The 13,413-nt window shown below is 43.3% G+C and carries 12 protein-coding genes; 3 read left to right on the plus strand and 9 right to left on the minus strand.

What is annotated here, in order from left to right; translation table 11 throughout:
• The first annotated feature begins 252 nt into the window (after positions 1-252).
• Both ACFVS2_RS04865 and ACFVS2_RS04870 read left to right on the plus strand, forming a co-directional pair.
• Positions 253-759 carry a hypothetical protein gene (locus ACFVS2_RS04865; RefSeq protein WP_390231625.1) on the plus strand — a complete coding sequence of 169 codons (507 nt, stop codon included), beginning with the start codon at positions 253-255 and terminating at the stop codon, positions 757-759.
• Entirely contained in the window at positions 759-1,142 is a 384-nt protein-coding gene (locus tag ACFVS2_RS04870; RefSeq protein ID WP_390231628.1) for a hypothetical protein, read from the plus strand. Before ACFVS2_RS04865 ends, ACFVS2_RS04870 begins: the two co-directional genes overlap by 1 nt.
• A gap of 133 nt (positions 1,143-1,275) precedes the next feature.
• Here ACFVS2_RS04870 and ACFVS2_RS04875 read toward each other — a convergent pair whose 3' ends face one another.
• The 6 genes from ACFVS2_RS04875 to ACFVS2_RS04900 all read right to left on the minus strand — a co-directional run bounded on the left by ACFVS2_RS04875 (position 1,276) and on the right by ACFVS2_RS04900 (position 7,321).
• Positions 1,276-2,211, minus strand: a complete 936-nt coding sequence (locus tag ACFVS2_RS04875) for a DUF4261 domain-containing protein (RefSeq protein WP_390231631.1) — start codon at positions 2,209-2,211, stop codon at positions 1,276-1,278.
• Positions 2,212-2,256: 45 nt separating this feature from the next.
• Positions 2,257-2,898 carry a hypothetical protein gene (locus ACFVS2_RS04880; RefSeq protein WP_390231635.1) on the minus strand — a complete coding sequence of 214 codons (642 nt, stop codon included), beginning with the start codon at positions 2,896-2,898 and terminating at the stop codon, positions 2,257-2,259.
• 511 nt (positions 2,899-3,409) lie between these two features.
• Positions 3,410-3,868 carry a DUF2628 domain-containing protein gene (locus ACFVS2_RS04885; RefSeq protein ID WP_390231638.1) on the minus strand — a complete coding sequence of 153 codons (459 nt, stop codon included), beginning with the start codon at positions 3,866-3,868 and terminating at the stop codon, positions 3,410-3,412.
• 320 nt (positions 3,869-4,188) lie between these two features.
• Entirely contained in the window at positions 4,189-4,386 is a 198-nt protein-coding gene (locus ACFVS2_RS04890; RefSeq protein ID WP_390231641.1) for a hypothetical protein, read from the minus strand.
• A gap of 28 nt (positions 4,387-4,414) precedes the next feature.
• On the minus strand, positions 4,415-6,778 hold the full coding sequence (locus tag ACFVS2_RS04895) for a peptidase G2 autoproteolytic cleavage domain-containing protein (RefSeq protein ID WP_390231644.1): 2,364 nt from the start codon (positions 6,776-6,778) through the stop codon (positions 4,415-4,417).
• A 378-nt stretch (positions 6,779-7,156) separates the two neighbouring features.
• Positions 7,157-7,321, minus strand: coding sequence for a hypothetical protein (locus ACFVS2_RS04900; RefSeq protein ID WP_390231646.1), 165 nt, complete (start codon positions 7,319-7,321; stop codon positions 7,157-7,159).
• Between the two features lie 259 nt (positions 7,322-7,580).
• Here ACFVS2_RS04900 and ACFVS2_RS04905 point away from each other — a divergent pair, with 259 nt between their 5' ends.
• Positions 7,581-8,339 (plus strand): SDR family oxidoreductase, encoded by a 759-nt coding sequence (locus ACFVS2_RS04905; protein ID WP_390231648.1) that lies wholly within the window; start codon positions 7,581-7,583, stop codon positions 8,337-8,339.
• 47 nt (positions 8,340-8,386) lie between these two features.
• On the opposite strand, the gene ACFVS2_RS04910 is transcribed toward ACFVS2_RS04905, so the two are convergent.
• The 3 genes from ACFVS2_RS04910 to ACFVS2_RS04920 all read right to left on the minus strand — a co-directional run bounded on the left by ACFVS2_RS04910 (position 8,387) and on the right by ACFVS2_RS04920 (position 12,716).
• The gene (locus ACFVS2_RS04910) at positions 8,387-8,752 is read right to left on the minus strand and encodes a MerR family transcriptional regulator (protein ID WP_390231650.1); all 366 of its coding nucleotides are present in this window, start codon (positions 8,750-8,752) and stop codon (positions 8,387-8,389) included.
• A gap of 77 nt (positions 8,753-8,829) precedes the next feature.
• The gene (locus ACFVS2_RS04915; RefSeq protein ID WP_390231653.1) at positions 8,830-10,029 is read right to left on the minus strand and encodes an MFS transporter; all 1,200 of its coding nucleotides are present in this window, start codon (positions 10,027-10,029) and stop codon (positions 8,830-8,832) included.
• A gap of 173 nt (positions 10,030-10,202) precedes the next feature.
• Positions 10,203-12,716, minus strand: a complete 2,514-nt coding sequence (locus tag ACFVS2_RS04920) for a hypothetical protein (protein ID WP_390231656.1) — start codon at positions 12,714-12,716, stop codon at positions 10,203-10,205.
• Between the last annotated feature and the right edge of the window lie 697 nt (positions 12,717-13,413).

Genomic DNA, 13,413 nt, shown 5'->3' on the forward strand with positions numbered 1-13,413 from the left:
CCCTGTCAATGTTGGTTGGCTTTTTTCCACCGTTCATCATCCCCTCTTTTTCGCTTGCGACTGGCTTCTTTGATCATATCTCCGATCATTCCACCCGCTCGCTTTCGTTTTGTTGATTTGTACCCGCCAGATATATTCGCTTTCTCTTTTGGACTCTTTCATTTATTTGCAAACGAATGGTAACATTCGTCACGATTAAACCGTCATATTGTCAGACTAACCTCATCAACGTACTAGAAAGGAAATTCTATCATGAAATTTTCTACCCTATTAAAAACCATGCTCGTTCTGCTGCTCACCTTCTTCTCTACTTCGCCAATCAAGGCTGAAGAGCAGGAAGACCCATTAAATCCACCGCAATTACCAGTGGTGTATCAAAACCTGCAAATCCCGTCTCATTTGACAGAGCCATTCTTTCTTTTCACGAAGCAACCTCTTTATAAGCACGATTCACCTCCAAAGCCTTACACCATGTCATTGGTTTCACCGTCTGGAAAAGTAATAAAAAGCAATTACCTCGCTTATAAAAGTGAAGTGTACCCCCTCCGAAATGGGTACGGTTATTTTTATAATGGCAGCTTTTTTAAGCATAGGGAATATTTGGTCTACGATAAGCAGGGCAAAGTTTCACCGATGGGTACCTGTTGCGATGTTGCTTTCAAGCAGATACATGGGGAATGGTTTACGGGCACGGACTTTCCGGGAAACCTGCCGTCGTTGTCTCAGGCAAGCTGGGGAACGAAGAATTTTATGTGCTGATGAATAAAAAGGGACTCATTGTTTCCAAAAAGTATGCGTTTATCCTCCCTACATCCGATGGTCACTTTCTCGCTGTGACGAAAACCAACAAGCAATATACCTTTACCAAAATAAATGCAACGGATAAAGTCGTCTCACCCCAACAATATGTGCTAAATAAGCCAGAACAAATGAAAGAGCTCAAGCAGACGGGACAGTTGTTCCATACCGATACCCAGATCATTGCGAACACAGCTAACAATCAAAGCTTCAACTTTCCACATCAATTGCTGATCACTCCTACGAATGAGACAGTCGCCATCGAGTACACCATCTCGGGAACCAAAAAGATTGGCGTGTATACGCATGACGGCAAGCTGATCTATGAGGAGATTATCAAATAAGTAGGTACAGTGAGCCTGGCTTCTCTAAAATACTCAATCTAACGAATAAAAGCACGACAATGCCCTGTTAAACAAGGGGTATCGTCGTGCTTTTCCTATCAAAGTTCCCTTGGTCTCCCAAGTGATAATGCAATTATTCCAATCCCGCAGGCTTTTCCCTTCCATCCAACGGATACCAGCGAAGCACATCACGCGGAGGGCTTGCCAACCCTTCCTCCAGCAAGACACACTTCCAAATTTCTTCACCCGGACCATCGGTTGTATCGCCGTCATTAATAACAGGACCATTCTCGTATACATAGTTCGATATATTACGCAAGAAACTCGCGACCTCATTCGGATCGTAGGCATCCCCATTAAATACAGCCTCATGATCGATCACATCCAACTGCTGCATGCCGACGGTATCCATCAAGAGCCATCCTTCTGGAAGATTGAACAACCGGACATTGGACCACAGCTCCAGCGGAAGGAGCTGTATTTGCTCATAACGTTGATTCAGCTCCTGCATCATCTCGGCAGACGCAAGGCACTCCCCATTCGGATTAAAAAAGCAAAGAGCTTCTGGCATTTTCAACAGCGACTCAGCAATGGCAGTGACAGTCATCAACTCCGGGAGCGCTTCATAATCCTCAGGCAGTACAGGAGCCTGATCGTTTGACTCTCCCAACACGAAAGAAGAGCGAATACGGATAAACGCTCCGTGCTCGGATGCGGCTTGCCGCCCTTCGGGATATCCCCACGACTGCTGAGCTGCCCGCTCCAGGCTATTCGAGAATGTAAACGGTCCGAAAAAGCCCATCGACCAAGCGCCGAACAGCATCGTATCGTCTGCCGGGTCTCCCATACTATCCGGCCAAGGCTTATCCACGACATCGACCTGAATATATCCGTTTACTTCTGGACGATACGGAATAAGAAAGCTAGGGCCGCTGAACACCCATTGGTCGAACGTTTCCATGATGTTGGCAATTTCGAATTGATCCTTGAGCATATCTGCTATTTTGTGAATCGGAACCGCCGTTGACAACAGGACGGCAACCCCTTGAGAATACATACCTTTTGGCATTTCGTCATCTTCTTTCCATTGTATTTTTATGAGGCATGGTGTACTTTACGTAACTGTAAATCCGATCTCTTGAAGCTCCTTCATCACCATTTCCAGATCAACTTCTGGATTCAGCTCCATAATCATCTCTTTGGTTATTGCAGTATTTGTAAACGCGTAACCAACTACATCATGTGGAAGCTTCACCTCGTAGTAGTCCTCTGCCCACTCTACATAGTCATCTGGACTGTCATATATCATCCCAAGCAAAAAATCTGATCCATCATCTAGCCCTTGCGGATTATGTATGTCTCCCGTTTTCCACACGTGATCAGTAGATTCTCGCCATAAGCAAAATGTAACGTCCTCCCTGGTCAACGCTTCGTCATCCAGTCGATGAAGCAAAGCGGGAGGGACTTGCTCAAAGATGCCAGGCCAAACCTCGTATTCTTCCCTGGCATGAGGACTCATTTCCGATTCATGATCGAATCCTTTTACAATAACGCCCTCGGGGGTAAACAGGATGTAAAGATCGTCGCCCGCTCCGTTGTTAATGCTCGCGAATCTTGTGTTTTCATCCCATTGTGGATCGAACTGATATCTGCGCAGCCATTCCTCTTGACACAATACGATATCCAGAGCGCTCAGGATATGCAGACGCTGTTTTAATGCTTCAGGTTGTAGGAAAGTCTTTGGCCAACTTTTCATTTGCATCCACCTTTACGATTTAAATATCTGGTTCATCGCAGCAAATTGCTGCCCCAAACAAATCAAATGATTCTCCCCCTAATCCCAATCCAAAAAACCTTCCACGGACAACTTTTCCTCCCCGCATTCAGGACAAGTCGGCGAATACCCGTGATCCAGCTCCTTGTCAATCGGTATAGATGGCATTTTCTCTGAACATCGTGGACAATCATAGCTTTGTATATACGAATCAGTGTCCGACTGCAAGTGCAAATAGTGGGCATTTAGCAGGTATTTGCATTTTTCGCAAACATATAGACCATGGAAACAGTTATACTTTGTACGATCGTCCTTCATAAATTCTCGGATTCGCTCCTTGCCAGCTTGATCTTCGAACCATTCTTCGATTTCGCTCAAATAACCATATCTGAACCCAACGCCCACGTATACAATTAGCTTGTATGAGCAACATTCACAATGCAACTTATAAGCTACTCCCATGATTTCCCCTCCCCAAATGAGGAACTTCTCTTCACGATGTGAGTAGTAAATCTAGCAGACTAAAGCCAATATTGACCAACACAACCACTACTACGCCGCGAATACTAACGCCACCAAGCTTTCTTGTATCTTCTAAATCAAGCATGGCATTTTTACTGTGAGCTTTTTTTATTTTACGAACAGCCGAAACATAGTATAAAAAATTGCAAATCAGTCCAAAAAGCACGCGTTGAAATAATGCAAAGAGTAGGTACACTTCATTAAAAGTAGCATCATCGAGTGCCATGGCACCCAAGGCAAAACCCACAAAGAGGTTCACCAAATAAATAACGGTCGCCCATCCATACATCTTCCGATAGGCAAACCATGCTACGCCAAAAAGTGCTGCTCCCCAATTCCATGAGAGTCCTTTTGTCCTCCAAGCCTCCAAATAGTATTTATGATGGTGGACATATGCGGACAAGAAATTCAAGGTAAGATGTGTCTCCAAGCTTTCTCCCCCAAAACTATTTATCTGTAACTAGTATCTATTTTTCTATTAGTTCCTTACCCTTTTTCGAGCTTTGCTGGGCGCGTACGTTCTCGTTCTTACTTTTTCAAGTAGTCGAATCCCCAATCCCTAACCCTCTCTAATTATACCAAAAGTAACCAAGCCATTCGATATCGAACCATTCGTATTAGAGGTCAGCCAGTTTTACTAGTTGACCTCTTTTCATTAAGGAGTCGCATCATTTAGATCTCGCATCACTGGCAATGCTGTGGAACTACAGAGGAAGAGATGTATGAATCCAGTCATCAGTCTGCTATCGTTCAATTTTTGGAATACCAACGATAATCTGTATTGCGAATGTCATTCTCGATCATTTCGATACTGCTCTTCATCATGTCGATCATCTTCATCTGTTGCTCTCGCAAAGGTTCGGGAATCGCTCCCAGTCTCGCCTCCATTTTGGAGATCTTCTCTTTTTTCTTCTCAATCCGTTCTAAGCGTCTCTCTTGAGAATTCATTTTTCCATCTCCCTATCAGAATCTTCTTCTATACTCTGTTCCCATTAAACAGTATCAAGATTTGATTCTTTCCTGTTCGTTTCATTACCCGATAACCTGTACTCGATGCCGTCGCCATTCCTTCGTCGTTCGGCTTGCAATATCCCCCCGCCCGGCACGTTCCATCGTCGCGAAGAAGCAGTTTTCCGATAAGACCGATAGCCACCCAGTTGGGCAGTTCTTTCCGTGTTTTACACTTCCGGTTCGGATCCCAATACGGATTGATTTTGGGTCTCTGCTCTGTTCGTTCGGGTATGATGATAGTACCTTCCTGATCGGTTACTGCCGGAATCACAACCTCGTGGTATTGGATCCGACTCCATTCATCGAGTACGAACTTGCTGCACCCCGGATCTTCCACATCCGCCAAAATTGCCGGATTGGAGCTGGTCACTCCTAGAATATAATCGTCGTTGGAAGTGGCTTTCCGGATGGTCTCACTTTCTCCGTCAAAGCTTACAAAATAACCCACATCAACCGGCAGGCCATCCGCCGTCTCAAACATCTCGGCAAAATCGCAAGCGCCGGCGGCTATATTGAATGCCGAAGCTGTGACGGTAGAGTCGAAACACGCACTGCCGTTATTTAAAATTTTGGCTTTGACGCCTGCAGGGTCACAGGGAGCTGCTCCATTAACGAGGTACCAGGAAAATGGCAAATCTCCCGCCGCAGGATTGGGAGCGCCATTAACTCCCATCACATGCACTCCCCCAAGTGTGCCAGCGCATGTGCCCAAACCTTCTGTATGGGAGAAGTTTCCATCCGCAAGAGTGTTAACACCCTCCGCATGGGATGCAAATCCTGTGGCATTCGTAGAATTACCCTCCGCATGGGACGCAAATGCACTGGCCAGTGTATGAAAACCCTCCGTATGCGACACCTCTCCACTTGCCACTGTACCAGAACCCTCCGCGTGGGACGCAACTCCAGTGGCATCTGTCCCATCACCCTCTGCATGGGAAAAATTCCCGATGGCATCTGCGAAATTCCCCTCCGCATGGGCCGCAAATCCAATGGCATTTGAATGAAAACCCTCCGCATGCGACAAATTTCCACTGGCCACTGTGCCAGAACCCTCTGCATGGGACGCAACTCCAGTGGCATCTGTCCCATCACCCTCTGCATGAGAAAAACTGCCGATGGCATCTGCAAAATTCCCCTCTGCATGGGACGAAAATCCTGTGGCATTTGTAAAATTACCCTCCGCATGGGACGCAAATCCTGTGGCATTTGTAGAAACACCCTCCGCATGCGATGCAATTCCACTGGCATTTGTATGAAAACCCTCCGTATGGGAAAAATTTCCGCTCGCCACTGTACCAGAACCCTCTGCATGGGACGCATTTCCAATAGCATCTGTCCCATCACCTTCCGCATGAGAAAAAAAACCTATGGCATCTGCGAAATTACCCTCTGCATGCGACGCAAATCCGCTAGCATTTGTAGAAACACCCTCGGCATGCGACGCAAATCCACTCGCCTCAGTAGTCACACCCTCCGCATGGGATGCTATTCCACTGGCCTCTGTCACAGAGCCCTCGGCATGGGATGCAAATCCACTCGCCTCTGTACCAGAACCCTCCGCATGGGATCCTAATCCAATGGCCTCTGTATTAGAACCCTCTGCGTGAGAAAAATTTCCGCTCGCCACTGTAAAAAGCCCCTCGGCATGGGATGCAAATCCACTAGCAATTGCCCGAGCACCTTCCGAATGGGATGCATCTCCGCTGGCTTCTGTCTCACGACCCTCCGCATGGGAAAAATCCCCTAACGCCTGTGGGCCTGGCCTCGATAAGATACTTAAAGTTCCTCCTTCGGCATGAGACGCAAACCCACTTGCGATTGTTCCAACCCCTTCTGCATGAGCACTTTGACCACTTGCAAGGTTAGGAGCAGGATTACCCAATTGATCTACACCACCGCCCTCTACGTGGGAAGCGCTTCCACTAGCGGTGTTTCCTTCACCTTCTGCATGTGAAGCGCGTCCACTCGCCGCGGTGGATATCCCTTCCGCATGGGCAGCCAGTTGAGTTGCTGTTGTTAGGAGCCCCTCTGTATGAGAAATCAGTCCGCTTGCGATCGTCCCTTTCCCTTCCGCATGCGACTCATCTCCACTTGCTGTCGTGTTGAATCCTTCCGCATGAGCCGCTAGTCCGCTTGCCGTTCCTCCGATCCCTTCTGCATGAGCTGCGAAATTGCTTGTCGTAGTTTTGAATCCTTCCGCATGCGATCCTTTACCGCTGGCTGTGGTGTTGACTCCCTCGGCGTGGGAGCCTTCACCACTCGCGACTGTGCTTATTCCTTCCGCTTCGGAACACAGCCCGCTTGCGATTTCGTTGCAACCATTTGGCATACGATACCCTCCCCTCTAATAAACAGTTATGGTATCGTATGCCATGAGAAGAATGGTGGACTGGTCGGCTTAACGATGGATAAGGGTGGAATTTTTCCGTAAGACGAACGAAACAACCCCTCCCGCTAACTCGATGCTGATACCATTGAGTCGAAGTGTTTGCATCGTCCGCGATGGCGTCGTGATGAAGTTAAATACACACGCCAAATCTCACTTTCTACGTTGGACATTCTCCTAATCATCGTAGGAAAGTTGATAGCTCCTCTAGTCTTCCAAAATTGGAGATAACCGCATAACTCTAAGCTAGTCCTGGGACATTCCACAAAATGGACGCAACAGATTGTTCGTTTAACTGATATATTTCTCGTCCATCTACGATTATTTTGGCTTCACCCATAAAGTCTCCATTGTCGGGAATGCCGAAATAGAAATAAAGCAAGACTTCTTTTTCGTTCCCAAGTATACATTCGAGTCATCAATGCCAAAGACTTCTGCAATCCGGTGTTCCTGGACAAGATGGTTCTCGGATACAAACTTTTTCAAAATATCCTCTTCTATCGGCCCTGCATGCATTTGCACAAAATGAGGAGCCTTTGAAGTCGTTAGCAGATGATTCAAAGAGCCGGTCAATGCAAACAACCTTAATGACTGACGGTAGGTCAAATTTAATTAAAGAGCTACTCCAGATAATGTCAATTACAGCCAACGAGTGAAACGCTCTTTTTTTCCTTGACCTTCACATTAGCGTGAACGTTTAGACTACATGCAGAAAGATAACTCATTCACTCAAGGAGGAACAAAAATGAACAACTATACAGGGAAAAAAGCAGTCGTAACTGGAGGTACACATGGTATGGGCTTGGCCGTGGCAAAAGCATTGCAGGCAGGCGGCGCCGAGGTTATCGTCTCTGGTCGCAATCCGAAAAATGTGGAAGAAGCAAAGCGTGAGCTGGGTGAACAGGCACATGTTGTGGTGTCTGATGTATCGAGTATGAAGGATGTACAAGCATTCGGAGATTATGTTGAAAAGCATTTTGGCAAGATCGATTTTCTCCATGTGAATGCAGGCACTTCCATTCTGGAACCGTTTTTGGAAGTCACTGAGGAGACCTACGATCGGATTTTTGAGGTAAATACGAAAGGGGCATTTTTCACCGTTCAGCGATTGGTGCCGCTCATTCATGAAGGAGGTTCGATCGTATTTACATCTTCCGTAGCAGATGAAGGCGGATACCCCGGCATGAGCGTATACAGTGCATCCAAAGCGGCATTGCGTTCCTTGGCCTCCGTGTTTGCGGTGGAGCTGCTAGACAAGGGTGTTCGCGTCAATGTCGTAAGTCCCGGTTTCATTGATACGCCTTCCATGGGAGTTGCCGGTTTCACGGATGCAGAACGCGCTACCTTCCAAGAGCTTGGCGATAAGGTTACACCAATGAAACGTCATGGTTCATCAGAAGAAGTGGCGAAAGCGGTGCTTTTCCTCGCCTTTGACGCTACCTTTACGACTGGTGCGCGGCTAACTGTGGATGGTGGCATCGGTCAGAACTTGCATGCTTTGTAAAAAGACGGCCCCGGAGCAGCTGATCGCTTCGGGGCCGTGACTATGAACTAGCTCGTAACCTTTTTACCACGTGTAATTGATATTTGCCTCTCTAGCGTTTTCTTCCACTCCTGAAGTGCCTCAATCTGTTCGTTCACTCTGCTGAGCTTTTGTTCGTAAGTCGCCAGCATTTCCTCGCAATATTCGTAATCGTCGGGAGATGCAACTTCCCCTCTGAACAACGTTCTGATTTCATACGCCGTTAACCCCAGCTTCAAGTACAGTTGAATCATCTTGACGCGCTTGACTGCTGACTCAGTGAAATGGCGGTAATCATTTTCCAGTCGTTCTGCCTTTAGCAAGCCCTTTTCTTCATAATGGCGGATCGACCGGGTACTGACATTGGTTAATTGGGATAATTCGCTTATTTTCACGCAGCAAAGGACCTCCCTGTATGAGAATGCTATCCCAATTATATGCCAGAATGTCAGGGTATCCATATCGTTTTTGATTACGAATCTATGATTGTATTTTCGTTGATTTTTGACCTGCTTTTGACGAAAAGCAATGTCGCCCCCATCAGCATCACAATTAATGCTACTACGGCAAAAGGCAGATACTTATTCAGCTGGTAAAGACTTGTGCTGAGAATCGGTGCGATTACAGCGGAAATTCCTTGGACCGATGCCACAAGTCCCGCAACGCCTCCTTGCTGTTCACGCGCAACGGCAAGGGAAGCCCCTGCCATAAACCCTGGCATCATGAGCCCAGCTCCAACACCAAACAAGAAAAATGCCACGTAATAGACGATCACATTGATGAAGAAAAGAAAGAGAGACAAACTAATTATTAAAAGCACCGACCCAAAAAGAATGAGCGATCTTGGTTGCCATTTTGGATTTTTCATTTGCAGTCCTTGTGTGACAATCATCGCTACGCCAGAAATCATAAGTCCTACTGATAACATTCTGGCGGTTTCCTTTGTTGTCAAAGACAGCTGATCCTGAAAATAAAATCCTCCAACGACTTGTAATGTGATAATGCTGAGCATGGTTGCCAAACCGGCAAACAAATATAAGGGGAGACCTTTTTGAAAAGGATTCACCTTGGGAGGTTTTTCGTGAATAATGGGTTTTTGAGCCGGAATCAAGAAGCACACGATGCCTAATGCGACTAGCGGCAACAGTGCACCAATGTATAACGGCCAAATCAGACCGATCAGCGCAAAGGCTGCAGCAATCGCTGGACCCAGAACGAGACCCATCCCATTGGCTGCACCGATTAAGGCCATTCCTGCCGCTCTACCATTTTCGCTCGTTACATCCGCTATATACGCCTGCGCGGCAGATGGAACTGCCGGGATAAACATACCGATCAATCCGCGTGCCACAATAAGCAATACAATGAGAAGCCCACCGCTTATTCCCTGCGATAATCCTGCATACATGGTCGCTGTGAACAAGACATAACTCACAAACATACCGAGGAAACCAATGACAATGACGGCTTTCCTTCCTCTCAGATCGCTTAACCGCCCCCAGACAGGTGCCATCACAGCCATTGCAATAGAACCGAGTGAAATAATGATGCCAGAGTGAATTTCACTGAGTCCTAATTCACGGATAAGCGGCGGCATTACGGGGGCAATAATCATCAACCCCACCATCGCGACAAATACACTCAAAAATATACTGAAACGGATTCGAAACATCGCACATCCTTCTCCTTCCAAAGCGCACGCTTTTTATAAAAATCGTAAAAGAAATGCGTGAACGCTACTACCTAAGAACGGAGAGTTTATGCCCCGAAACGGATTTTGTTTGTCGCTCCCGCTGGATCAATAAGGTAATTGAATAATAAACCGAGTCCCTTGATGCGAGAGGATTATATGTGAACTCCAGAATTTTTTACATGATACATAATATTTGATCGTTCTATAGAATCAATATCAATGGGAGGTAGTAAAGTACTATCACCTAGAAGGGTTAACGAAGGTGTCTTTGCGTTAGCTGAATTGGTAGCATTTACATTAAGCGTACTTCCCCCGACATAAGGTCCATCAACTATTTCATCCATTAATTGGCTAGCTGTAAGGATAACTTTATCAGAAGTGACATTTCCTGTTGATTCAATATTTACATTTCCAGTTGATATAGAAATAGACTCACTTACATCTAAAATTTCATCCATTAATTCACCATCTGTTATGAGAACCTCGCTAAGTTGAGACCCCTTTTTGTCAAAATTTCCTGTATCATTTATAGAAATATTAACGCTACTTCGTATACCATTAGCTGCATCTACTATCTCATCAACTAATTCGCCACCAATAATTTCAAGTTTATTTCCAGAAACTTTAGCTGATGAGGTCATGGTAAGATCCATAACTGTATGGGTAAAATCATCCTCAATATCCACCGTTTCATCAATAAGTTCACCTTCGATAATTTTTAATTCTTCACAATCTATATTACTAGTATTGTTCAGATTTATTTTTATTGTAGAAGCATTAGAAATTTCACTATCGATTACCTCGTCAACTAGTTCACCTTCTTCAATAAACAACTGTTTTCCATAAAAATTTGAAGAATCATTAAAATCTATTAGAATATTTGAAGTATAATATCCCTCACCATCTAAGGTTTCATCAATTAACTCACCTTCATAAACAGATAATATGGGACTAGTAACATTTGAAGTCCTTAATAAATTCACATTTATAGTTGAAGTGTAAATATTCTCCATATCAAGCAGTTCATCAATAAGTTCACCATCTTTTACTTCTACCTTAGTCAGTGCATTAACGTTTCCAGTATCAACAAATTTCACTTCAATTGCACTAGAGTTAATGTCTTCAGAGTCAATTAATTCATCGATTAATTCACCATCAATAATGGTAATTGATTTTGATGATACGTTGCTAGAATTTTCAATATTGAGATTTATTTTACTATTCGAAATCACTCTACCATCGATAATTTCATTAATGAATTGCCCTTTATATATTCTAACTATTCCCATATCTGTACCTGATTTTGATTTTACGTTAGCGCTATTCGTAATATTCACATTAATCTCTTCAGAGTTAATAGTTGTGGAACCTGAATCAGAAAGTACGTTTATAACACTTTCAATCAAACTTCCACCCCCAATATGTAATGTAGAGTCATTATTAGCTAAAGTAACATTTGCTGAATTATTGATATTTACGTTTACACTACTTTTAGAAGCAATCGTCCCAATTATTAAATCTTTAATGAAAGCTGGCTCTATAGAAGATGTATCTTCAATAATATTATCATTTTCATCGTAGTTTTTTTCTCCTACAATAAGAGTATTTAAAAGTTCTACATTGGCGCTATTATCAATATTTATAGTAACTGAGGCGCCTTCCCCTATATTTCTAATTAAACTAGGGATAAGTGAACTTGAGTCTGTATCAAAATGAAAATTATCAAATGTTGAATTTTTATAGTTTGAAATAGAAATTACTACGTTTGAATTCGGTTCTATATCAATTGGTGATGGTGAATGAAATGGCGTTTTTTCACCACCATCTTTTTGTATATAAATGCCCTCATACCTATTACTCATTGAACTAAGTCTAAGGGAGGGGGAAGGGATAGGTAGTTCTTTGTCATAGGTTATGTTTCCAGATCCAGTTTCTTTAAGAATTAAGTCCCCGACTCTTTCTACATTTATATCACCGGATCCATCATCAATAATGACTTTTTGTTTCACATTTTTAACATTTATATCACCAGCATCATTTGTAATCTCAACATTACCATGGACTCTGCTAACATGAACATCGCCGGATCTATCTACTATTCTTATGGAACTATTAATATTGCTTAAGTCAATACTACCAGAGCCATCCTCTATATCTACTATTTGATTTGAGCTTGGAGCATCCAAGAGGTTACTATTATTGACTTTTATATTCCCTGATTTGTCTTTTATTGATAAATTACTTGTATTTTCAATATAAATGTCTTCTTCATTATCAGTAATAGATATTTCTCCAGAAAGATCATATAATTCCAGGATGCTTTTTTTATCAATAATTTCGATATGTAAGCTAGGCGGCAAAGTAATTAATAAATCTATTTTTTCTTTTTTTTCAACTTTTCGATTTATTGATAAATATGCGATCTCCTTATCCTGAGTTAAGTTAAAGTCTATATTATCAGGATTATTTATAGTTGTTAAATTAGCATCTATAGAGCTAGTATTAGGAGTGCCTCGAATCGTAAGTTTGTTGATTGAAGAATGAATAACCAATTTTGTTATATTGTTTTGAGCTATAGGCAATCGTTTGGCATAGGTAAGATCTGGAGTTATAAAGATAGATGTGAAAAATAAGATAATAAGAAGAAAAAATGAGAATTTTTTCATAAAACCCCTCCTGGTAACATTTGGTTTTTATGTAATTATATAGTTAAATGCATAAGATGAAAGATCATAAAATTGTTAATTTTCCAAATTTATGCATTATATCTATTCCCCGTCTTATTGTCATGATCATTTCTCCTTTCAAATTATGCTATTTCCTAGTGAGCGACATCAGCACGAAGTTCTGAAAAAAAGATAGCCTTCACCTAACTTACTTTTGCAAGGTGTAGGGCTATCTTTTATATGTTTAGCCCAGCATTCACTCTTGCCATATCGACTACTTTTCCATCCATCATCACCGCTGGCAATGCTTCAATCCCATATGCCTTCGTTTTCTCTTCAAATTCGCCTTCGACGCTCTGTTCCAGCTTGTTATGTATGACGACCTCGCATTTGGAACAGCATAATGCTTTATGGTCAACCCATCCATATTTTCCTCCTCAATCGTTATGATAAAGGCTGTAGTTACGTACAGAGTCAATCAGAAAAAAGGATTGTCTGTTTGACAACCCTTGTCGGAAGCCGAAACCTCTATTTCGTTCTTGGTTCCAAGAACTCCTCTCACGGTTGAATAAAGGGCTGCCAGTTTTCTGACACCCATTGTGCAAAGGTTACGGTAAAAGCAATTTGTTCCAAAGATGTATTTTCTATCAGTCCCAAGCTGTATTGTGTAATCGCTTTCTTCAATTTGAATAAAAAA

Origin of the sequence: Brevibacillus sp. NPDC058079, from assembly GCF_042885155.1 — a bacterium.
GTDB lineage: Bacteria > Bacillota > Bacilli > Brevibacillales > Brevibacillaceae > Brevibacillus.

Coding starts and splice junctions, on each gene's coding strand:
- ACFVS2_RS04905 (WP_390231648.1), top strand. CDS start 7,581: ATGAACAACTATACAGGGAAAAAAGCAGTCGTAACTGGAGGTACACAT.
- ACFVS2_RS04920 (WP_390231656.1), bottom strand. CDS start 12,716: ATGAAAAAATTCTCATTTTTTCTTCTTATTATCTTATTTTTCACATCT.
- ACFVS2_RS04870 (WP_390231628.1), top strand. CDS start 759: ATGAATAAAAAGGGACTCATTGTTTCCAAAAAGTATGCGTTTATCCTC.
- ACFVS2_RS04895 (WP_390231644.1), bottom strand. CDS start 6,778: ATGCCAAATGGTTGCAACGAAATCGCAAGCGGGCTGTGTTCCGAAGCG.
- ACFVS2_RS04880 (WP_390231635.1), bottom strand. CDS start 2,898: ATGAAAAGTTGGCCAAAGACTTTCCTACAACCTGAAGCATTAAAACAG.
- ACFVS2_RS04890 (WP_390231641.1), bottom strand. CDS start 4,386: ATGAATTCTCAAGAGAGACGCTTAGAACGGATTGAGAAGAAAAAAGAG.
- ACFVS2_RS04915 (WP_390231653.1), bottom strand. CDS start 10,029: ATGTTTCGAATCCGTTTCAGTATATTTTTGAGTGTATTTGTCGCGATG.
- ACFVS2_RS04875 (WP_390231631.1), bottom strand. CDS start 2,211: ATGCCAAAAGGTATGTATTCTCAAGGGGTTGCCGTCCTGTTGTCAACG.
- ACFVS2_RS04865 (WP_390231625.1), top strand. CDS start 253: ATGAAATTTTCTACCCTATTAAAAACCATGCTCGTTCTGCTGCTCACC.